Below are 21,410 nucleotides of genomic sequence, written 5' to 3' on the forward strand. Positions count from 1 at the left end.
TCCCTCGGCGGCGCATTTGACCGAGGAATTGGAAGATCTTCTGTCGCTTACCGGCAAACCGCGCCCGACGGCGCTGGTGATCGGGGCATTGGGCCGGGTTGGCACCGGGGCGGCGGATCTTTGTGATGCGATGGGGGTGGATGTATGCAAATGGGACATGGCCGAAACCGCCTCTGGCGGGCCATTCCCGGAGGTGTTGCAGCATGACATCTTCTTCAACTGCATTCTGGCGCGTCCCGGCACGCCGGTGTTTGTACCGGCATCGGCCAAGACATCGCCGCGCAAATTGACCGTCATCGGCGATATCGCCTGTGATCCTGACAGTGATTTTTCCCCGATCAAGGTCTATGATCGCACCACAACATGGGACAGTCCCGCCCTGCGGGTGCAGGATCTGCCGCCATTGGATGTGACCGCGATCGACAATCTGCCCTCGATGCTGCCGGTCGAAAGCTCGCAGGATTATGCGGCTCAGCTCCTGCCCTCGCTTTTGACACTGGGTGACATATCTTCTGGTGTGTGGGGGCGTGCCAAGGCAGATTGACCGACATATCAGCGGGGTATGAACATATGACAATCCATTGGTGCGGCACCGGGCTTTCTGCGGTTCCCGGCCTGCGGCGGTTGATCGAGGCCGGCCATGAGGTCACGGTGTGGAACCGGACGCTGGACAAGGCGCGGGATGCCGTGGGGGATCTGACCAATCGGATCAAGGTGTTCGACATTGATGCGCTGGCTGCAGAGTTGCAGCCAAAGGATGTTGTGGTTTCGATGTTGCCTGCTGACTGGCATGTCCGTCTGGCGGAATTGGCGATTGTCAAATCGGCGGATTTTGTGTCGTCCAGCTATATCAGCCCCGAAATGCGCGCCCTGCATGCCAAGGCCCAGATCAAAGGCGTCAGTCTGGTGAACGAGGTTGGTCTCGACCCGGGGATTGATCATCTGATGGCGCATGCGCTGGTGGCGGATTATCGGTCCAGCCCAAGATGCGATGCATCCAACGCATTGAATTTCCTGTCCTATTGCGGCGGCGTGCCGAAACACCCAAACCCGTTCAAATACAAATTTTCCTGGTCGCCGCTGGGGGTGTTGAAGGCGCTGAAAAGCCCGTCGAAATCCATTCGAAACTTCATGCCTTTTGTGGCGGAACGGCCCTGGGACGCGCTTGGCCATTACACCGCGCCGCTGCCGGCGCCGGAAAGTTTTGAGGTCTATCCAAACCGCGACAGCCTGCCCTTTGTCGAGGAATATCGCTTTGATCCGACCTGGCGCATCGAAACCTTTGTGCGGGGCACCCTGCGGTTGAACGGCTGGGCGGAGGCGTGGAAAGACGTGTTTGCCGAGGTCGAAACCGCCAGCGATCTGCGCCTGCGTGAAATGTCGGACGTGTTCTGGGGGAAAACGCCTATGGCGACGGCGAACCGGACCGGGTGGTGATGTGTGTGTCGCTGTCAGCCTCGGACAGCAGCGGCGTGGTCTGGCACAAGACCCATGTGATGGATGCCTGGGGCGATGCGCGCGGCAGTGCGATGGCGCGGTTGGTGTCGGTTCCGGTGGCCTTGGCCGTTGAAACTGCGCTGGCCGGAGACTTCTCGCCCGGTGTGCAAGCCGCGCCGTCGGAACCGAAGCTTCGCCAAAGATGGATGGGCGAAATCGCCCAGTTGGTGCAGCATCTTGCGGTGATTGATCACAGCTAAGACGCGGCGCGCCAATAGCGGCTTCGGCGGCCCAAAGGCCGCCGCGCATTCAGGACAAAAGCGACCGGCCCAATTCGGTCAGTGAATAGACCTTGCCCGCTTCAAACACCCCGACCGACAGCGGTCGACCATATCCTGCGCCACTGTCGAGATTGACGCGGTTGCCATAAAACATTGGCGCGTCAAGCGCGGTGTGCCCATGCACGATCAAGGCCTCAAAGGGATTGGTTTCGCTCAGGAAAGGTTCGCGAATCCAGACCAGATCGTCTTCGTCCTGATCCTCCAGCGGGACACCGGGGCGGATGCCGGCGTGGACAAATATCAGGCCGGGTTCCCGATGCGATGTCGGCAATCCCGCGAGAAAGCTGCGATGTGCGGCGGGCACTGCGGCCTGCGCCGCCTGCATCAGGTCGGTGACCTCGCGGTTTTCCGCATCTTCCACACCATAAGAGGCCAGCGTCATCGGCCCGCCCAAACGCGGGTTGAGCCAGCCAATACCCGACAGGATACGCGGGTCATGCTGGGTGCCATCGTCGACAAAGCGGCGGAACATCCGGTCATGATTGCCCATCAAAACCGTCCAGTTGCGGCCCTCGGCCAAGCCTTGGATCAGATGTTCGATCACGCCGCGCGAATTTGGCCCGCGATCCACCAAATCGCCCAAAAACACCACATTGGCATCCGGGCCGCCGTCAGTTTCGATCCAGTCCAGAACATTGCACAACATGTCGTACTGGCCGTGTATATCGCCAATGGCATAGGTTGGTTTCATCGGTCACATCCTGCTTTTGCGCCCCGGTTATCATCTCACTGTGACAGTTGCACCCCTGGTTGCCCCGGCATCAGACTTTTTAAATCCTTTGCCGGACGTGGGGGCGGTGACTAAGCTGACGCATGAATTCCATGACAAAAGTGAGGGACATTATGAAACCGATTTCCTATTCATTCCTCTTGGTCGGGACCGTTGCGGTGATCCTGGGCATGCTTTGGGGATTCAAATGTCGGCAACCGGGGATCACACCCTGGCACCGGCGCATGCCCATCTTAACCTCTTGGGGTGGGTCAGTATGGCAATTTTTGCGTTTTATTATCAATTGGTTCCGGGGGCCGAACAGGGGCTTTTGCCAAAGCTGCATTTCGCGGCTGCGGTGGTGGCGCTTGGTCTTTTGGTGCCGGGCATTGTCCTGGCCATTCAGGGCAAAGGCGACATATTGGCCAAACTTGGCTCGGTTGTTGCGGTCGTCTCGATGCTGCTGTTTTTGTTTGTTCTGGTGCGCACCGGGCGCAAAACTGCCTGAAACAAAGCGATCACTAAAAATCCGTCGAAAAAACCGCCTGCAAAATCGACCGGAGATGCGATCAAAAAAACGGGCGCCGCGATGTCGCGACGCCCGTTGTGATTTCAGCCAATTCAGATCGGCAGCCGTTCTAAGCGACCTTTAGGCCACTTCGAATTGCAGCGGCTTGACCTGACGGAACATGCCGGTTTCCTTCAGCTTGTTCAGCACCGGTGCGGGAACCACATCGTCGACATACAGCAGGGCAATCGCCTCGCCGCCTTTGTCGTGACGACCCAGGGTAAAGTTGGCGATGTTGACGCTGTTTTCGCCCAGAGTCTTGCCCAGGGTGCCGATGATGCCCGGCATGTCCTCGTTGGTGGTGTAGAGCATATGCGACCCGATTTCGGCGTCGATATTGATGCCTTTGATCTGGATGAAACGCGGTTTGCCATCCGAAAACACCGTGCCGGCAATCGACCGTTCGCGGGTTTCGGTGACCACGGTCACCTTGACATAGCCGTCAAAGGCCCCGGATTTATGCTGGTTGGTGGTCGAGATCTTGATGCCGCGTTCTTCGGCGACAACCGGGGCAGAGACCATGTTGACCTCGGCGTTGGACGGTTTGATGATCCCGGCAATGGCGGCACAGTTCAGCGCCGCGAGGTTCATTTCGGCAACGGAACCGTCATACAGGATGTTGATCGCCTTGATCGGATCATCGGTCATCTGGCCGATGAAGGCCCCAAGATGACCGGCCAGTTTGACCCATGGGCCCATGACCTTGGCTTCTTCGGCGGTGACCGATGGCATGTTCAGCGCGTTTTCCACCGCGCCGGTCAGCAGATAGTTCGACATCTGCTCTGCCACTTGCAGCGCCACGTTTTCCTGGGCTTCGGTGGTGGCCGCGCCCAAATGCGGGGTGCAGACAACGTTGGGCAGGTTGAACAGCGGGTTTTCCTTGGCCGGTTCTTCGGTGAACACGTCAAACGCCGCGCCCGCCACATGGCCGGATTTCAAGGCATCTGCCAGGGCTTCTTCGTCGACCAGACCGCCACGGGCACAGTTGATGATCCGCACGCCCTTTTTGGTTTTGGCGATGTTTTCCCGGCTCAGGATGTTGCGGGTGCTGTCGGTCAGCGGCACGTGCAAAGTGATGAAATCGGCGCGGGCCAGAAGCTCGTCCAGTTCAACCTTTTCCACACCGATCTTGTCGGCCTTGTCCTGGCTCAGATAGGGGTCATAGGCCACGACCTTCATTTTCAGGCCCTGCGCCCGGTCGCAGACGATGCCACCGATGTTGCCGGCACCGATCACGCCAAGCGTCTTGTTGGTCAGTTCGACCCCCATGAATTTCGACTTTTCCCATTTGCCGGCATGGGTCGAGGCGCTGGCCTCGGGGATTTGCCGTGCAACGGCGAACATCATGGCAATCGCGTGTTCGGCAGTGGTGATCATGTTGCCAAAGGGCGTGTTCATCACGATCACGCCTTTTTTCGACGCGGCGGGCTTGTCGATGTTGTCGGTGCCGATACCGGCGCGGCCGATCACCTTGAGGTTGGTGGCGTTTTCAAGGATCTTTTCGGTGACTTTGGTCGCCGAACGGATGGCCAGACCATCGTATTGGCCAATCACTTCGGCCAGCTTGTCCTTGTCTTTGCCAAGGTCGGGCTGGAAATCAACGTCGATGCCACGGTCGCGGAAAATCTGAACGGCGGCTTCGGACAGTTTGTCGGAAATGAGAACTCTGGGTGCGGTCATTGCGATACATGCCCCGGACGTGATCCGGGGCCTCCTGATAAGGGTGTTTGGAGTGAGGTCCCGGATCAAGTCCGGGACACTGTTAGCTCTGTGTCAGGCGGCTTCGGACAGCGCCGCGATTTCGGCGTCAAACGCCCATGCCAGCCAAGGCAACATCGCTTCGACGTCTGCGGTTTCCACCGTGCCACCGCACCAGATCCGCAGACCGGCAGGTGCATCGCGATAGGCGCCGACATCCAGTGCCACGCCTTCGGCTTCAAGCCGTTTGGCGACCGCTTTGGCAAAAACAGCGCCATCGGTGATGCGATCATCGGTGAATTTCAGGCAGACGCTGGTGTTGGATTGTGTCGCCGCATCGACGGCGAGATTGGTAATCCAGTCATTGGCCTCACAAAACGCCTGAATGGCACCGGCATTGGCGTTGGCGCGTGCGATCAGCCCTTGCAGCCCACCAACCGAGCGTGCCCAGTCCAGTGACACAAGGTAATCTTCAACCGCCAGCATCGAGGGCGTGTTGATGGTTTCACCCTTGAAGATACCTTCGATCAGCTTGCCGCCTTTGGTCAGGCGGAAAATCTTGGGCAGGGGCCATGCCGGGGTATAGCTTTCCAGCCGTTCCACCGCGCGCGGGCTCAGGATCAGCATGCCATGTGCCGCTTCGCCGCCCAGCACCTTCTGCCAGGAGAAAGTGGTCACATCCAGCTTGTCCCAAGGCAGGTCCATCGCGAAAGCGGCCGAGGTGGCGTCGCAGATGGTCAGCCCGTCCCGGTCGGCGGGGATGGCATCGCCATTCGGCATGCGCACGCCCGACGTGGTGCCGTTCCAGGTGAACACGACGTCGGTCGCGTAATCGACTGCGGCCATGTCAACGATTTCGCCATAGTCGGCGGTCTTGATCTCGGCATCCAGTTTCAGCTGTTTGACCACATCGGTGACCCAGCCCGCGCCAAAGCTTTCCCAGGCGCACATGGTGACCTTGCGTTCGCCCAGCAGCGACCACATCGCCATTTCCACCGCACCGGTGTCGGAGGCAGGCACAATACCGATTTTATAGTCGGCGGGGATGTTCAGGATCTCGCGGGTTTCCTCGATGGCCGCTTTCAGCTTGGCCTTGCCCACGGCAGCGCGGTGCGACCGGCCAAGGGCGGCGTCCGACAGCTTTGACAATTCGAATGTGGGGATTTTGGCACAGGGGCCAGAGGAGAAACGCGGATTCGTCGGCCGAGTGGCCGGTATTTGCATAGCCATGTAGCTATCCTTCCAGATAAGCGCCCTTCGTTGGGGAAGGGTGTCCCGCTTGCCGCAATATTGGGCTTTGCGATTTGCACAACAGCAAAAACGTCGCGGGGGGAACCATAGGGTCAGAAAGACAGGCGCAGGCCGTTCCGATAGGAAACGCCATGCCGACCTCAATCTGGCAGTGGTATTTTTGCGGCCGGTGCGGTAGGGGCAGGCCGGACAGAGAAAGGCCGCGACCGATGTATATTTGCACCCTGATTGCCAAACCCGGTGACCTGACACCCGCAGCAACCGAAGCGCTGCGCAATGCCTGGGGCGGGGGGGATCTGATCTGGCTGGCCGCGGATGAAGCGGCAGAATTCCCGCTTGATGTGATGCCGGACAATCGCTGGCAGGTTTGGCAGGATATGCAGGCACTGGGTGTCGACCTGAGTGTGCAACCGGCACAGGGGCGGCGCAAAAAGATGCTTCTGGCTGATATGGACAGTACGATGATCCAGCAGGAATGCATTGATGAGCTGGCCGAAGAGGCCGGGGTCGGCGCGCGGGTGAAGGAGATCACGGCGCGGGCGATGAACGGTGAATTGGATTTTGACGGTGCGCTGCGTGAACGGGTTGGTTTGTTGAAGGGCCTGCCGGAGGCCATCATCGGTCAGGTGCTGGAAAACCGGATCACGCTGATGCCGGGCGGCAAGGTGTTGCTGGCGACGATGACGGCAAATGGTGCCTATTGCGCCCTTGTGTCGGGCGGCTTTACCGCCTTTACCGCGCGCGTGGCCGAGCGGCTGGGGTTTCACGAAAACCGTGCAAACACGCTGATCATCGCTGATGGTGTTCTGACCGGCGAGGTCGGTCTTCCGATTCTGGGCCGTCAGGCCAAGGTCGAGGCGCTGGAGCAGATCACCGCACGTCTGGATCTGGCGGAGGCGGATGTGATCGCGGTGGGCGATGGGGCCAATGATCTTGGCATGTTGGGTCGTGCCGGCGCGGGGGTTGCGCTACATGCCAAGCCTTCGGTGGCGGCGGAATGCGATATTCGGGTGAATCATGGCGATTTGACCGCCCTGCTGTATTTGCAGGGCTATGCAAAATCGGATTTTGTGTCCGAGACCTAAGTTTGCTGTGCGGATTTATCCTGCGACACCCGGGATATTTCTGGTCAGATGAATGTCAGGCGAAACGCCCAGGGTCGAGTGCGGCGACCACATGTGGTGCCAGGGCAGGAGCCCGTTCAAGCGTGAAATCGGCGATGAGTTGCGATGTCGCGACCGCGGTTTGAAACCCATAGCCGCCCTGGCCCGCCAGCCAGAAAAAGCCGGGTGTGGTTGGGCAGGCCCCGACCACCAGCGTTCTGTCCGGCGCGAAGGTGCGCAGCCCGGCCCAGTTCGCCGTGACGCGGGTCACGGGTTCGGTGACCATCGCCTCGTATCGTGCCAGACCTTCGGCCAGGACCATGTCATCGGCCCAGGCGTCCTGTGGCGGCAGCGGATCTTCGTCCGCAGGAGAGATCAGAAGGCTGCCAGCCTCTGGTTTGGCATACCATGCGTCGCCGGCGGCCAGCAGGAAAGGCCAGTCGCGGACGTCCTGCCCGCCGGGGGCCGGGATGCGGGCCATCGAGCGGCGCATGGGTTGCAGGCCGATCCGTGGCGCCCCGGCCAGACCCGCAATCTTATCCGCCCAGGCCCCTGCGGCATTGATCACGATATCAGCCGTATGCGCCCCGCTTTGGGTGTCGAGATGCCAGCGCCCGCCGCGCCGCGTCAGGGCGGTGACGCGCGATCCGGTCAGCAGTGTGGCGCCGTCCGCCAGTGCCCTTCTGCGGAAGTTTTGCAGCAATAGATCCGTGTCGAGGTCGAACACCGGCCCCGACGCGGCAAAGCCGCAGGTGGCCGGGTTCAGGATCGGCACCTGGGCCCGGGCGTCGGCCATCGGGATTTCGGTCAATGCAAGTTCCGCCGCGTCGTGAGAGAATTGTGCCGCCTGATCCGGGCCGGCCACCAGCAGCATGTTGCGCGGGCGCAGGACGCCGCCGTCGCTTTGATGCAGATAGGGCGCGCTGGCGCGGTTCAGGGCCTGCACCACCGCGTTGCCATAGCTGTCAAGGAACATGGCCGCTGAGCGACCAGAAGCATGATAGGCAAGATGGTCCTCGGCCTCGAGCAGGGTGACGGTGCCATGGGCGGCCAGCCGCGCGGCGGCAGAGACGCCCGCAATGCCGCCGCCGATGATCACGATATCTGTCACGCCTCCTCCAGCCGATCGGTGGCGGGGGGCGGTGTCGGCGTCAGATCGGTCAGACGTTGGTACAGCGCATCATCCATGCCGAATGCAAGCGCGTCCAGCGACGGTTGCAATTGCGCCACCGAGCGGGCCGAAATGATTGGATGTGGCGCAGCCGAATGGCGTGCCGCCCAGGCCACCGCCAGCGTAGCGGGATGTGTGCCCAGCTCGCGCGCGATATCGGTCAGCCCGGCAGCGGCATCCTGCATCCAGTCCGGGCCATACCGTTGTGCATATTTCGTGTCTTCGGCCAGCCGCCCGGCCTGGCCATTGGCGTATTTCCCGGTCAGCAATCCACCGCCCAGCGGCGAATAGGGAAAGGCCGTGATATATTCGCTGGCACACATCGGCAGGAGTTCGACCTCTGCCTGACGTTTTACCAGATTATACATCGGCTGGATGGCATCAATTTCGGTGCCAAATTCCGCCGCAACCGCTTGGGCCTTCATGACCTGCCAGGCGGCATAGTTCGACACGCCGATATAGCGAATGCGCTTTTGATGCTGCAATTCGGCCAGTGCCTTGAAGGTTTCTTCCAGCGGGGTGCGGTCGTCCCAACGGTGCATGTAAAACAGATCGACCGTTTCCAGCCCCAATCGCCGGCTGCTTTCGTCAAAGCTTTTGCGGATGTTGTCGGGGGCAGATCCGCCAGAGTAATTTGCCTTGGTGGCAATGAACACCTGATCGCGGTCGGTGATGCATCCGCCCAAAATCTCTTCGGATTGGCCGTTGTTATAGGCATGTGCGGTGTCGAAATGATTGATGCCCGCTGCGCGACATGCGTCAAACATTGCGCGTGAAGCGGCCTCATCGGCTTTGCCGCCGAACTGCATCGCGCCAAAGGCAAAGCGGCTGATCGGTGTGCCGTCGATTGTGGTCAATGACATGGTCTATCCTTTGACATAGGGGTCTTTGGGGCTGCGGTCGTCGCTCAGCGATTGTTGCCGCCGGGTTACCAGACGCTCGATCGCATCTGCCAGATGTACCTCGGCGATATTATAGTCGCCCGCCGCCGTTCGGATGCGATGCGCTTCGATCATCACATCGGCATGGGTACAGCCCATCGGCGGCTCAAATCGGTAACAGGCAAGTTCAATCAACAGGCCCAGCGGCTCGCGGAAATAGATCGAATCCATGAAGCCGCGATCCTTGATGCCGGAATGGGTGATCCCGCGCGCATCAAGCCGGTCGGCGCATTGGCTGAACGTCGCCCTGGAGACATTGAACGCCAGATGATGCACACAGCCCGGATCGGCGGGGGTCGTTTTATGCGTCGCCTGGCGCTTTTCATTGGTGAATATGGTGATGAGCCGCCCATCGCCGGGGTCGAAATACAGATGGCCCTCGTCCGGGTTGTCCAGATTGGGTTGATCGAAAATGAACGGCATGCCCAGCACACCTTCCCAGAAATCAAGGCTGGTTTGGCGATCGGCACCGGTCAGCGTGATGTGGTGCACGCCCTGAACCTGAAGCTTTTTCATGATGGCATCCTCCCTTTGGCGGCACGATAGCAATTGATTGCCAAAAAGCGAGGGGGTGCAGGCAGAAGTGGCCGCCAACCCGGTCATTCCTGTCACCCGCTAACAGTTTTGGTTGTATTCACCTGAAATTGACATGACATTGCGGCAAGCTCTGCTGGCAGAGATGTGCCAACTGGGGGCTTGCAGGATGCAAAGAGGGGGGCGGGATGACAACCGTATTGGGCTGTATCGCGGATGATTTCACCGGCGCGACCGATTTGGCTGGGCTCTTGGCCCGCAGTGGCGTGCCCTGGACCTATTGCCAATCGGGCGGTCAGCAGATCGCGCTGACCCTGAAATCCGGCAATTTCGGCTCCGAGACCTTCTTTACCGATGCACAGGAAAGACTGGCGTCATGAGCGTCGAGGCCCGCTTGCGCGAACAGATCTGCCTGCTGGCGAAATCCATGTTCGACCGTGGCCTGACCGGCGGCAGCACCGGCAATATCTCGGCCCGGACCGAAGATGGCGGGCTGTTGGTCAGCCCCACCGGCACCAGTTTCGGGCGGCTCGATCCCGGACGGCTCAGCCGCTTTGACGCCAATGGCACACATATCAGCGGTGACAAACCGACCAAGGAAATGCCGCTGCATTCGGCGTTTTATGACACCCGCAGCACGGCGGGCGCGGTGGTGCATCTGCATTCCTGCCACTCGGTTGCGCTGTCGATGATGCCGGATGCGGATGAGGATAATTTCCTGCCACCGCTCACGCCTTATGGCATCATGAAACTGGGCCGGGTCAAGCTGTTGCCGTTCTTCCTGCCCGGCGACCCAGAGATGGGCGAGGCCGTGCGCGGTCTGGCGGGTAAACGCAGTGCCGTCATGCTGGCCAATCATGGGCCGGTTGTGGCGGGCAAGGATATCGAGGCCGCCTGCAACGCCATCGAAGAGCTGGAGGATACCGCGCGTCTGGCAATGATGACCCGTGGTCTGAACCCGCGCGAAATCGGCCCGGATATGGTGCAGAAACTGGTGACGAAATTTAATGTGGAGTGGGACGGATGAAGTTTTCTGCCAATCTGGGATTTCTGTGGAATGACCGCCCGCTGCCAGATGCCATTCGCGCCGCCAAAGCCGCAGGTTTTGATGCGGTGGAATGCCATTGGCCTTATGACATCCCGGCGGAAGAGGTGCGCGCGGCGCTGGACGAAACCGGCCTGTCCATGCTGGGTTTGAACACAAGCCGGGGCAATCTGGCGGCGGGTGAAAACGGTCTTAGCGCGCTGCCCGGACGCGAGGCCGAGGCGCGTGCCGCGATTGATGTCGCGCTGGATTATGCCCGGATCATCGGTGCCGCCAATATCCATGTGATGGCCGGTTTTACCAGCGGTGCCGCGGCGCAACGCACCTTTGTCGGCAACCTGAAATATGCCTGCAAACGGGCGGCGCAGCAGGGGTTTACCATCCTGATTGAGCCGCTCAACAAATACGACGCGCCGGGCTATTTCCTTAGCAGGACGGAACAGGCGCTGGATCTGATTGATGCGGTGGGGGCGGACAATCTGAAACTGATGTTTGATTGCTACCATGTGCAATTGATGGAGGGCGATCTGAGCAACAGGATCGAAGCCTTGATGCCGTGGATTGGCCATATTCAGTTTGCATCGGTCCCGGATCGCGGCGCACCGGACCATGGCGAGATCAATTATGCCTATATTTTCGGGGTCTTGTCGGGGCTGGGCTATGGCGCGGCGCTGGGGGCGGAATACAAACCGGGCGGGGACACCGATGCCACTTTGGGGTGGATGAAGACGATAGGGGGCCGGACATGACAAAATCGCTTAGCCAGCAATTGGACGTGCGTCATCCGATGTTCAACCCGCTGTGGCGGCGCATTGCGCTGGTCGGGGTCACCGGTGGATGGACGGTGTTTGAGCTGATCAATGGCAATTATGTCTGGGGGCTGCTCTTTGGTGCGGCGGTGGCCTGGTGCGGTTATCATTTCTTTTTCAACTGGGAACACCAGGCGCCGCTCGACAAAGAGGAGTGACCCCTCAGGCGGCCATCACCCAACCGGCACCAGATGATTGTCCCAGGCGCGTGTCGCATGGGACAGCGGTTTCAGCCGGTCCCGCACCGCCAGAATGCCGCCCAATCCATCGGTTGCGACAAGCCCGGCGGTCCCCGCCGCCAGCCCACAGACATCCGCCCGCAAATGGCTTTGCTGAAATGCGCCGTTGCGATCAAACAGATGCACTCGCCCGCCACGCGGCGAGGTAATGCCAACCGTCTCCCCGGCGATTGCCACGCTGCCGGCATAGCCCTGCATCGCCAATTGCTCGGCCTCGGGGGCGGTGCAGAGCACGGGCGGTGCTCCACGCTGGTGCAGGCCCAGAAGCGGCACCGCATCCGGCAGCGCACCCTGCCATTGCATCGCAAAGGCCAGCACGCCCGCGTCCCAGGCGATGTGCCGGATCGAAGCATGGTGCAGCGCTGCGGGCAGGGTCACCTGTTCCAGCAACGCGCCCTCGGCCGTCAGGTAGCTGAGGTTCGGGCGCATGGTGTCCAGGTTCAGCTTGTCGCGCCCATGGTCGGGATGGGTGCGAATGCCGCCATTGGCGACCGCAAGGACATCCCCGGGCAGCGCCAGAACCTCATGCGGGCCGATCCCGCCTGAGGTGATTTCGCCGATGCGGGCATAGCCGTCATCGCGCGCCCACAGCCCAAGAAGCCCCTGACCGCTGGCAATGTCGTTTTCAGTGGTGACCAGCACGCGACCCCCGGCAATGAATGCGCCGTGGCCGTAAAAATGCCGCCCTTTGGGGGTGGTCAGACGATGGCTGATTGTGCCGCGCATACAGTCAATGACCAGCGCGAAATCGCCGGGGCGACGGGCAAATGCCACGGCCTCTGGCGCGGTGGGGTGGGCGGTGGCCGCATGGCCGCGACCGGGAAGCGCAATGCGAAACAGGTCATGGCCCCTGTCATCCAGCCCAAACAAGGTATAGCCGCCGTCGCCCTCTCTTGCGGCCGCAAGGAATGACGGATTGTTGGCATCTGCCCATGTCGCGCCAGGCAGCGACGCGCCGGCCAGAAGGGCCGCAAGAAACGCACGCCGTTGCATGGGCTAGTCCCCGTCGGCAGAGTTGAACCCCTGGCTCAGCCCCATGCCCCCGCCAATTTCCGCCGCCAGCGCATCGCGCACATAGGCCACCTTTTGTTGCAGGATCTCGACCCGCAAGCGGCCAGTGGGGTTGGAGACCCCGGCAAAAATCGGGTCGTCCAGCGCCGCCGCCGTATCAAAGGCGGCGTCAAAGGCCGCTTCGGATGCCGGAATCGGCGCATCCGCCATGGCGCGGGCCAGATTGCGCAGCGCCGTTAGCGACAGCACCACATTGCGCAGCGAACGTTCGGAGCGCCGCGCCTCGGCACGGGTTGGGCGCGGGCGGTCAAATGTGCCCAAGGGACGGCCAAGGCGTTGATCTTTGGTGAACTCCACCCCCGTCAGCAGCGCGGTGTAAAGCGTCTGATCGACTTCGCGCGGGGCAAGATAGGTGGTGTTGTCCTCTGCGCCGGCGCTGGTCATCACCTGGGCGTAATCCGCCCAATCGGTTGCGATGTCCCCGGCCATCCGTTCCAGATCGGCGGCGATGGCGATCACCAGCCGACAGGTGTAATCCTGCGCGGTGAAACTGTCGCCATACAGCAGATGTTCCAGGCCAAAGAAGCCGCGCGCGGCAACCGAGACTTCGGCAAATTCCACCGGATCATCCACGACGGGATCGGCGTCGGCGATCAATTGCGCCAGCGCCTTTGGGCAGGCGCCGCGGCTGTCTGGCCAGAATGCAATCGCCAGCGCCCGCCCGTCGCGTTCAATCGGACCAAAGGTCAAATGGCTGGCGCCCAGCCAGGCATCGAACGCTTGGTGATAGGCCGGGATCACCGCCGGTGCCGAACAATCCTGAACCGCGACCTCATGGAGCGCCGCACTGGCGTTGGCGAAATTCGCAATGGCTGGGCGAATATGGTCGTCCAGCACGTGGGGCAGATCGGCATGGGCCGTGGTGGCGACGCAAACCGCAACGGCGGCAATCAGGGACTTCATCACAGGCTCTCCAGGAAACGGATCAGGGCGGCGCGGTCTTGGGGTGGCATGTCGACCACTTGGGTCTTGGCGGTCTCGGCCTCGCCGCCGTGCCACAACACGGCCTCAAGCAAGGACCGCGCGCGACCGTCATGCAGGAATTGACTGTGACCGCTGACCTGTTGGCTCAGGCCGATCCCCCAAAGCGGCGGGGTGCGCCATTCCCGCCCCGTTGCCACGCTTTCGGGGCGATTGTCGGCCAGGGCATCGCCCATGTCGTGCAACAGGAAGTCCGAATAGGGCCAGATCAGCTGAAACGACTGGGGGTCGCGGTCGACCAGCCGATGGGTGACGTATTTCGGCGTGTGACAGGCGGCGCAGCCGGTGTCGTAAAAGATCTGTTTGCCGCGCAGCACCACCGGATCGTCGACATCGCGCCGCGCCGGGACACCAAGATTGCGCGAGTAAAAGGCGACGAGATCCATGCCGATCTGGTCAATCTCGAACACCCGGTCGTCGCCGTCGCCATGTGGCGCATTCTGACAGGCGGATTGCGCCGGGGTGCAATCGCCGCCCCCCGCAGGAAACAGCGGGCTGGAAATCCCGATGTCACCGGCAAAGGCGGCGGCGCTTTGTTCTTCGACCGTCGGCTTGCCGCCTTTCCAGCCGAACCGGCCCAGCATCGGCGCATCATGCACCAGCGACCAATTGATTGCGGCGCGCCCGGAAATGCCGTCGCCGTCGCGGTCGTCCGGGTCGGCCTGTGCCAGAATATCCGCCGCCGGAATTGCCTCGATCAGCCCGAGGCCGATCATTGGCGGGGCAACGCGGGGCGACAGTTGGACATTGTCGGCCAGCGGGCCATAGCCGGGATCGCGCAGGTCATATTCCGGGACCCGCAGCATCGCGATTTCGCCGCCAGACAGCGGCAGGGCGACGTCATTGTACTGTACCACCATCTGCGCTTCGGCGGCGTGACCCTGCATCGCCAGATCCTGAAGCTGCCCGCCGTAGGTGGGCTCTGGTCGGGTGCGGGGGGTGTCGACGCCGATACCGGCCAGATAACGTTCCAACCGGGTGGCCGGGGCATCCGCCGGGGCGGGTACCGACAGGCGCAGGAACATGGACACCCGCGAATCCGCTTCGCCTTCGGGTGTATGGCCGCGCCCGTCCTTTAGATGGCATCGCTGACACGACCGGGCATTGTACAGCGGACCCAATCCATCAGAGGCCAGCGTAGACGAGGGCGAAGACACCCAGAGCTTGCGAAACAGGCCATTGCCAAGCTTGAAGTCCAATTCGCCGTCAAAGCCAATATTGGCCGAGGGCTGCGAATAGGCATCCGCATCACTGCGCGCCCGCACCGTGGCGGCCCCGCCCGGATTGGTTTCAAAGGCTTCTGCTTTGGTGAAATCTGTGGTCGGCGCGACGACACCGGCAATACGGTCCGCTTCGGCGTCGGATCGCGCGATGATGTTCAGATGCAAATCATCCAGCGTAACTGTCTCGGCATCCGCCGCCATTGCCGCGCCCAGCAGGGCGAGGACCATCAGTGAACATCGCATCGTGCCAAACCTTACTGGCGCGCCACCGGTGCGGCGCGCCGAAATGGGATTATTCCGCTTCGTTTGCCGGTTTGGCCTGAAGCTGTCCATACTTGGCGTCGCCCAAAGTGCCATAAAGGTCGATCTGGGTTTCAAGAAAGTCGATGTGACCTTCTTCGTCGGTGATCAATGCCTCGAACAGGTTCTTGGACACATAGTCGCCGACCTTGTCGCAATGTTCGCGGGCCTCGATATAAAGCGTGCGAGCGTCATGTTCGCCGGCCAGATCGGCCTCCAGCGTTTCCTTGACGTTTTCGCCAATGCGCAGCGGGTCCAGTTTTTGCAGGTTCGGATGGCCCTCAAGAAACAGGATGCGCTGAATCAACTTGTCAGCATGGTGCATCTCTTCGATGCTTTCGGCGCGGGATTTATCCGCCAGATGACCAAAACCCCAGTCTTCTTGCAGCCGGTAATGCAGCCAATATTGGCTGACTGCGGTCAATTCCGACCGCAATGCGGCGTTCAGATATTCGATGACTTTTTTGTCGCCCTTCATCGTGACGTACTCCTTTTCTTGCGATCCCGCAGGTTTTGCAGGTTGGCTGGAACTTCAATACTGGGGCTATTTGCCATCGTGTCCAGAAACAGTGGCAAACATCCGCCACAATCGGCGCGCTTGCCCAATGCGCGATAGATTTTGCCGGGGGTGATGATCGTGTCACTGTCGGCGGCCCGCATCCAATCCATGGCGGCGTGGATGTCGGTGTCGCGGATGTTTTGGCAATGGCAGACAATCATGATGTTCCCCTTGGGCAAAGGGCCGGGGCAAAGGCGCGCCCCGGCAATTGGCTTATTGGAAGTCGGTCGGATTTACTGGAAAACCGCGTTGGGATTGTCGAGGCTGTCGGAGCCTTCAAAGCCGATTTGATCCAGCTCCAGCGCGCTGACCGCGCGTTCGATTTCGCGGGTCTGGGCAACCAGACCGTCAACCGCCCCCATGATCAACGCTTCACCGGCTTCGTTGCCGCGTTCCAGCATCTGGTCATAAGAGAAGCCCGCCTCGGCGGCGGTCTTGATCTGGCCCAGTTCCATCATTGTATGGCTGAGGGCCGTGCGCAGGGCGGCGTCGGTGGCGGCATCTGCGGCGGCGACCAGCGACGACAGGCTTTCACCGGACACAACCGTGCCATCCACCCGGACATATTCGCCAAGATAGACGTTCTGCACGCCCAATCCGTCATAGTAATGGCTGTTGTGGGTGTTGTCCGAGAAGCAGTCATGCTCTTCTTCCGGGTCGTTCAGCATCACGCCCAGTTTCATCCGCTCGCCCGCTTGTTCGCCATAAGACAGCGATCCCATGCCGGTCAGGATTGCCACGATGCCGGCGTCTTCGTCGGCGGTCACGGCGGTGCGACCTTCGCCGCCTTCGGCCCATTGTGCGGCCATCCATTCCAGATCCGCCACCAAAAGATCGGTCGCAGCCTGAAGATATGCGCCCCGACGGTCGCAATTGTTGTTGGTGCAGTCGTCACCAGTGCCGAAATCGGTCCAGGGACGGTTGCCCGCGCCATGTTCGGTCCCGTTCAGATCCTGCCCCCAGAGCAGGAATTCAATCGCGTGATAGCCGGATGCGACGTTTGATTCGACTTCATCGGCCTCGTGCAGCGTCTCGGAGATCAGTTCGGGGGTGATGTCAGAGGCGTCGATGTCGGTGCCAGACAGGGTGAATTCCGGGTTCGCCACCACGTTCAGAACCGCATATTCGTTTTCATCAGTTGCGCCGCCATAGGCCGCGTCAACATAGTCAATCAAACCCTCATCCAGCGGCCAGGCGTTTACCTTGCCTTCCCAGTCATCAACGATGGCGTTACCAAAGCGGAACACCTCGGTCTGTTGATAGGGAACGCGCGCAGCAAGCCATGCGGCGCGGGCGGTTTGCAGCGCCTCGGCGGATGGCTCGGCAATCAGCGCCTCGACTGCGGTCTGCAGGGTGCGCGCGGTGGTCAGGCTGTCTTCATATCCGGCTTGGGCGATATCGGCATAGGTGTTCAGCACCTCGGCTTTGCCTGCAAAGGCGGGCAGCGCGGTTGTGGCGGTCAATGCCATCGCAATCGTCAGGGATTTCATATCGGGGTGTCCTTTGCGTCTTGGAATGTCCGGATGCCTACACGTGAATTTCCGAGTGCCGGACGGGTTGCCAAATACCTGACTTTATCTGTTGGAAATGTCAATGCTGACTTTTTTAGTCGGACAAATGCAGGCGGCTGCATCGCCCGCGACCTATGTGTTAGCCTTGGGGAATTGACGTCAGCCGCGATCTGGGAAACGCCTCATGAAACTTGCCCCCGCCACCCCGGAACTGCCGGTGCGCGATGTGATATCCGCGCAAATCCATTATCGTGACCGTTTCGGATTCGACATCCGATGGCATAATCCTGAGGGTCGGATCGGCGCGGTGTCACATGGGGAATGCGCGTTGTTTCTGCGCGCAGGCGCAGGCGCTGGCGCACCGGCTGTTGTCTGGATCTTTGCAGAGGATGTTGTGGCCGTTCATGCCGATCTCATCCAGCGGGGCGCCGAGATTGTCGACCCGCTTGCGGACCGGCCTTGGGGATTGCGCCAATTCACCGCGCGGGATGGTGACGGCAATATCCTGCACTTCTTTCACGATCTGGATCTGTGATCCCTGTGCCGTGCAGTTGGTCCTGAAATAGAAATCCCGCCCGAACCAATGTCCGGGCGGGATCAGATGTCAGACTTGGCTGGCCTAGGCGGTCAGATCAAACCGGTCGGCATTCATCACCTTGGTCCATGCGGCGACAAAATCGCGGGCAAACTTTTCGGCGTTGTCGTCCTGGGCATAGACCTCGGCATAGGCGCGCAGGATGGAATTCGACCCGAACACCAGATCGGCGCGTGTCGCCGTCCATTTCACATCACCGGTCTTGCGATCCGCAATGTCATAGGTGGTGCGGCCGGTGGGTTTCCACGAATTGCCCATGTCGGTCAGGTTGACAAAGAAGTCATTGGTCAACGCGCCGACACGGTCGGTGAACACGCCATGGCTTGTCCCGCCAAAGTTGGTGCCCATCACCCGCATGCCGCCAACCAGAACGGTCATTTCATGCGCCGTCAGGCCCATCAATTGTGTCCGGTCCAGCAGCATTTCCTCGGCGCTGACGGCATAATGCTCTTTCAGGAAGTTGCGATAGCCATCGGCCAGCGGTTCCAGAGCATCAAAGCTGTCGGCATCGGTCATCTCCTCCGATGCATCCCCACGACCGGGGGCAAACGGCACGGCGATGTCGTGACCGCGGCCTTCAGCGCCTGTTCGATCCCGACATTGCCGGCCAGCACAATCACGTCGGCAAGCGATGCGCCGGATGCGGCGGCAATTGGTTCCAGCACCGCCAGCACCTTGGCCAGACGTTCGGGTTCGTTGCCGACCCAATCCTTTTGCGGCGCCAGCCGGATACGGGCACCATTGGCCCCACCGCGCATGTCCGATCCGCGATAGGTGCGGGCGCTGTCCCATGCGGTGCAGACCATTTCGGCCAGGCTCAGGCCGCTTGCGGCGATCTTTGCCTTGACCGCATCGACATCATAATCGGTAGCACCTGCCGGGATCGGATCTTGCCAGATCAGATCTTCGGATGGGACATCCGGGCCGATGTAACGCACTTTAGGGCCCATATCGCGGTGGGTCAGTTTGAACCATGCGCGGGCAAATGTGTCCGAGAAATAAGCCGGATCAGCGGCAAACTTCTGGCAGATGGCATTATAGGCCGGGTCGACCTTCATCGCCATGTCGGCGTCGGTCATGATCGGCATGCAGCGGATCGACGGATCTTCGACATCGACCGGCATGTCTTCTTCCTTGATGTCCACCGGTTCCCATTGCCATGCGCCTGCGGGCGATTTCCGCAATTCCCATTCGTGGCCGAACAGCATCTCGAACCAGCCCATATCCCATTTGGTCGGGTTGGCGGTCCAGGCGCCTTCGATGCCGGACACAACGGTGTCGCGGCCCACGCCACGGCCCTTGGTGTTCATCCAGCCGATGCCCTGATATTCCACATCCGCCGCTTCCGGGTCCGCCGAAAGATCATCGGCAGAGCCATTGCCGTGGCTTTTGCCGATGGTGTGACCCCCGGCGGTCAGGGCGGCGGTTTCTTCGTCGTTCATCGCCATGCGCGCGAATGTTTCGCGCACCTGAGCGGCGGTTTTCATCGGGTCGGGTTGGCCGTTCACGCCCTCTGGGTTGACGTAGATCAGGCCCATTTGCACCGCAGACAGTGGGTTTTCCATTGTCTCGGGCTTTTCAACGTCGCCATAGCGGCCATCGGACGGCGCCAGCCACTCTTTTTCCGAACCCCAATAGACGTCTTCTTCGGGGTGCCAGATGTCTTCGCGGCCAAAGGCAAAACCATAGGTTTTGAGCCCGGCTTCTTCATAGGCAATGGTGCCGGACAGGATGATCAGATCCGCCCAGGAGATCTTGTTGCCGTATTTCTTCTTGATTGGCCAAAGAAGGCGGCGGCCCTTGTCGGTGTTGACGTTGTCCGGCCAGGAATTCAGCGGCGCAAACCGTTGGTTGCCTGTGCCGCCGCCGCCACGGCCATCGGCCAGACGATAAGATCCCGCCGCATGCCATGCGACACGCGCGAACATGCCGACATAGCTGCCCCAATCGGCGGGCCACCAGTCCTGGCTGTCGTGCATCAAAGCGCGCAGATCGGATTTCAGCGCCTCGACGTCCAGCGATTTCAGCGCCTCACGATAGTTGAAGTCGCGGCCCATCGGGTCGGTTTTGGTGTCGTGTTGGTGCAGAATGCTGAGGTTCAGCGCATTCGGCCACCAGTCCATGACTGATGTGCCGGAAGAGGTCATGCCGCCGTGCATGACCGGGCATTTGCCGCCGGTGGGTGTGTCGTTTCCGTCCATGTCTACATCTCCGATGTTGGATGTGGTGGGGTGTTTCAGTGTCGCCAAGAGGGTCGCAGACGCGACAGGGTGCCGTCCCGCGATACGGGCAGCGGCTGTGTGTGACGAATCCTCCCTCTTGATCCTGAGGTGACGGTAACAAAGGAATGCGATACAAGAAAATTGTATTTCTGGATAAGTCTGATAAGAAAATCCTATGGAAAATATCACGCTGCGACAGCTTCGTTATTTTGAGTTCTCTGGCCCGCCACGGTCATTTTGGGCGTGCCGCTGCGGCCTGTTCGGTGTCGCAACCGGCCTTGTCGGTTCAGATCAAGGAGTTGGAGACCACTCTGGGTGCCGTGTTGTTCGAACGCGGCACACGGCAGGCGCGCCTGACCGGATTTGGCGAAACCTTTGCCGAGCGGACCCGCGCGATCCTGCGCTCTGTGGACGAGCTGGGCGATCTGGCCCGCGCGGCGCGGGGGCGGTTGGTTGGGCGGTTGCGCATCGGCATCATCCCGACGATTGCCCCGTATCTTCTGCCGCGGCTGATCGGGGCTTTGTCGCTGGGCTATCCCGGTATCGACCTCCAGGTGCGCGAATCCCGTACCGAGACCCTGATCCATGAGCTGGGCGAGGGGCGGTTGGACGCGGCCATTCTGGCGCTGCCGATTTCCGAGCATTGGTTGACGGAAGTGGCGTTGTTTACCGAAGATTTCGTTCTGGTGCGGCCTTCGGCGGATGCCGACCGCCCGGTGCCCGACCGCGACCAGCTGCGCGAAATGCGCTTGCTTCTGTTGGAAGAGGGCCATTGTTTTCGTGATCAGGCGCTCAGCTTCTGCAATATCCGTTCGGCCCTGTCGCGGGATGGGCTGGACAGCTCCTCGCTTTCGACATTGGTTCAGATGGTTGCGGCCGGTATCGGCGTGACATTGATCCCGGAAATGGCGGTGCCGGTAGAAACCCGATCGGCGGATGTGGCGGTGGCACAATTCGCCGCCCCCCGACCCAGCCGCACAATTGGCATGGTCTGGCGCAAATCTTCGCCACTGGCCCAGGAATTGGCCGATGTCGCCAATGTGGTGCGCGGTGTGGGCACCTTGGGTGATCTGGGGGCAACGGCGGCTGCGCGAACTTGACC

General features: G+C 60.8%; 20 protein-coding genes and 3 pseudogenes. 10 read left to right on the plus strand and 13 right to left on the minus strand.

Annotation, left to right across the window (positions count from 1 at the left end):
- Together AC0L4F_RS09365 and AC0L4F_RS09370 are read left to right on the plus strand one after the other, a co-directional pair.
- Positions 1 to 544: Rossmann-fold NAD(P)-binding domain-containing protein (locus AC0L4F_RS09365; RefSeq protein WP_473446305.1), on the plus strand; the 544-nt coding region annotated here is incomplete at its 5' end.
- 26 nt (positions 545 to 570) lie between these two features.
- Positions 571 to 1,697, plus strand: a pseudogene (locus tag AC0L4F_RS09370) (saccharopine dehydrogenase family protein).
- A gap of 49 nt (positions 1,698 to 1,746) precedes the next feature.
- Here AC0L4F_RS09370 and AC0L4F_RS09375 read toward each other — a convergent pair.
- On the minus strand, positions 1,747 to 2,469 hold the full coding sequence (locus AC0L4F_RS09375; protein WP_244687712.1) for a metallophosphoesterase family protein: 723 nt from the start codon (positions 2,467 to 2,469) through the stop codon (positions 1,747 to 1,749).
- Between the two features lie 226 nt (positions 2,470 to 2,695).
- Here AC0L4F_RS09375 and AC0L4F_RS09380 point away from each other — a divergent pair, with 226 nt between their 5' ends.
- Entirely contained in the window at positions 2,696 to 2,995 is a 300-nt protein-coding gene (locus AC0L4F_RS09380) for a hypothetical protein (RefSeq protein WP_348524084.1), read from the plus strand.
- Positions 2,996 to 3,136: 141 nt separating this feature from the next.
- On the opposite strand, the gene serA is transcribed toward AC0L4F_RS09380, so the two are convergent.
- On the minus strand, positions 3,137 to 4,735 hold the full coding sequence (serA, locus tag AC0L4F_RS09385) for a phosphoglycerate dehydrogenase (RefSeq protein WP_244687714.1): 1,599 nt from the start codon (positions 4,733 to 4,735) through the stop codon (positions 3,137 to 3,139).
- A gap of 93 nt (positions 4,736 to 4,828) precedes the next feature.
- A complete protein-coding gene (locus tag AC0L4F_RS09390) occupies positions 4,829 to 5,983 on the minus strand; it encodes a phosphoserine transaminase (protein ID WP_244687716.1) in 1,155 nt (384 codons plus the stop codon).
- 230 nt (positions 5,984 to 6,213) lie between these two features.
- Between AC0L4F_RS09390 and serB the strand changes: the two genes are divergently transcribed.
- Entirely contained in the window at positions 6,214 to 7,089 is an 876-nt protein-coding gene (serB, locus tag AC0L4F_RS09395; RefSeq protein WP_244687718.1) for a phosphoserine phosphatase SerB, read from the plus strand.
- Between the two features lie 55 nt (positions 7,090 to 7,144).
- Here serB and AC0L4F_RS09400 read toward each other — a convergent pair whose 3' ends face one another.
- Genes AC0L4F_RS09400 through AC0L4F_RS09410 form a run of 3 tightly spaced genes read right to left on the minus strand, consistent with a single transcriptional unit; the run spans position 7,145 to position 9,735 of the window.
- The gene (locus AC0L4F_RS09400) at positions 7,145 to 8,218 is read right to left on the minus strand and encodes an NAD(P)/FAD-dependent oxidoreductase (protein ID WP_244687720.1); all 1,074 of its coding nucleotides are present in this window, start codon (positions 8,216 to 8,218) and stop codon (positions 7,145 to 7,147) included.
- Complete coding sequence (locus AC0L4F_RS09405; protein ID WP_244687723.1) at positions 8,215 to 9,141, minus strand: aldo/keto reductase; 927 nt, start codon at positions 9,139 to 9,141, stop codon at positions 8,215 to 8,217. Before AC0L4F_RS09405 ends, AC0L4F_RS09400 begins: the two co-directional genes overlap by 4 nt.
- 3 nt (positions 9,142 to 9,144) lie before the next feature.
- Entirely contained in the window at positions 9,145 to 9,735 is a 591-nt protein-coding gene (locus AC0L4F_RS09410) for a VOC family protein (protein ID WP_244687725.1), read from the minus strand.
- Positions 9,736 to 9,941: 206 nt separating this feature from the next.
- Between AC0L4F_RS09410 and AC0L4F_RS09415 the strand changes: the two genes are divergently transcribed.
- Genes AC0L4F_RS09415 through AC0L4F_RS09430 form a run of 4 tightly spaced genes read left to right on the plus strand, consistent with a single transcriptional unit; the run spans position 9,942 to position 11,765 of the window.
- On the plus strand, positions 9,942 to 10,133 hold the full coding sequence (locus AC0L4F_RS09415) for a four-carbon acid sugar kinase family protein (protein WP_244687727.1): 192 nt from the start codon (positions 9,942 to 9,944) through the stop codon (positions 10,131 to 10,133).
- On the plus strand, positions 10,130 to 10,780 hold the full coding sequence (gene otnC, locus AC0L4F_RS09420; protein WP_244687729.1) for a 3-oxo-tetronate 4-phosphate decarboxylase: 651 nt from the start codon (positions 10,130 to 10,132) through the stop codon (positions 10,778 to 10,780). Before AC0L4F_RS09415 ends, otnC begins: the two co-directional genes overlap by 4 nt.
- Positions 10,777 to 11,547: a hydroxypyruvate isomerase family protein gene (locus tag AC0L4F_RS09425; RefSeq protein WP_244687731.1), complete on the plus strand. Its 771-nt coding sequence runs from the start codon at positions 10,777 to 10,779 to the stop codon at positions 11,545 to 11,547. Before otnC ends, AC0L4F_RS09425 begins: the two co-directional genes overlap by 4 nt.
- The gene (locus tag AC0L4F_RS09430; RefSeq protein WP_244687734.1) at positions 11,544 to 11,765 is read left to right on the plus strand and encodes a hypothetical protein; all 222 of its coding nucleotides are present in this window, start codon (positions 11,544 to 11,546) and stop codon (positions 11,763 to 11,765) included. Before AC0L4F_RS09425 ends, AC0L4F_RS09430 begins: the two co-directional genes overlap by 4 nt.
- Before the next feature lie 15 nt (positions 11,766 to 11,780).
- Here AC0L4F_RS09430 and AC0L4F_RS09435 read toward each other — a convergent pair whose 3' ends face one another.
- The 6 genes from AC0L4F_RS09435 to AC0L4F_RS09460 all read right to left on the minus strand — a co-directional run bounded on the left by AC0L4F_RS09435 (position 11,781) and on the right by AC0L4F_RS09460 (position 17,470).
- A complete protein-coding gene (locus AC0L4F_RS09435) occupies positions 11,781 to 12,839 on the minus strand; it encodes a DUF1513 domain-containing protein (protein WP_244687736.1) in 1,059 nt (352 codons plus the stop codon).
- A 3-nt stretch (positions 12,840 to 12,842) separates the two neighbouring features.
- Positions 12,843 to 13,820 (minus strand): imelysin family protein, encoded by a 978-nt coding sequence (locus tag AC0L4F_RS09440; protein ID WP_244687738.1) that lies wholly within the window; start codon positions 13,818 to 13,820, stop codon positions 12,843 to 12,845.
- Positions 13,820 to 15,349 (minus strand): di-heme oxidoreductase family protein, encoded by a 1,530-nt coding sequence (locus AC0L4F_RS09445; RefSeq protein ID WP_244687740.1) that lies wholly within the window; start codon positions 15,347 to 15,349, stop codon positions 13,820 to 13,822. The genes AC0L4F_RS09440 and AC0L4F_RS09445 overlap by 1 nt, the downstream gene beginning before the upstream one ends.
- Before the next feature lie 64 nt (positions 15,350 to 15,413).
- The gene (gene bfr / locus AC0L4F_RS09450) at positions 15,414 to 15,899 is read right to left on the minus strand and encodes a bacterioferritin (protein ID WP_244687742.1); all 486 of its coding nucleotides are present in this window, start codon (positions 15,897 to 15,899) and stop codon (positions 15,414 to 15,416) included.
- The gene (locus AC0L4F_RS09455) at positions 15,896 to 16,141 is read right to left on the minus strand and encodes a (2Fe-2S)-binding protein (RefSeq protein ID WP_244687744.1); all 246 of its coding nucleotides are present in this window, start codon (positions 16,139 to 16,141) and stop codon (positions 15,896 to 15,898) included. Before AC0L4F_RS09455 ends, bfr begins: the two co-directional genes overlap by 4 nt.
- Before the next feature lie 72 nt (positions 16,142 to 16,213).
- Complete coding sequence (locus AC0L4F_RS09460; protein WP_244687747.1) at positions 16,214 to 17,470, minus strand: imelysin family protein; 1,257 nt, start codon at positions 17,468 to 17,470, stop codon at positions 16,214 to 16,216.
- A gap of 205 nt (positions 17,471 to 17,675) precedes the next feature.
- On the opposite strand from AC0L4F_RS09460, the gene AC0L4F_RS09465 reads away from it, so the two are divergent.
- Positions 17,676 to 18,026, plus strand: coding sequence for a VOC family protein (locus AC0L4F_RS09465; RefSeq protein ID WP_244687749.1), 351 nt, complete (start codon positions 17,676 to 17,678; stop codon positions 18,024 to 18,026).
- 84 nt (positions 18,027 to 18,110) lie between these two features.
- On the opposite strand, the pseudogene katG reads toward AC0L4F_RS09465, so the two are convergent.
- A pseudogene (gene katG / locus AC0L4F_RS09470) lies at positions 18,111 to 20,287 on the minus strand (catalase/peroxidase HPI).
- Between the two features lie 196 nt (positions 20,288 to 20,483).
- Here katG and AC0L4F_RS09475 point away from each other — a divergent pair.
- A pseudogene (locus AC0L4F_RS09475) lies at positions 20,484 to 21,408 on the plus strand (hydrogen peroxide-inducible genes activator).
- Positions 21,409 to 21,410: the final 2 nt, after the last annotated feature.

This window comes from Marinovum sp. J2-8 (assembly GCF_055808435.1).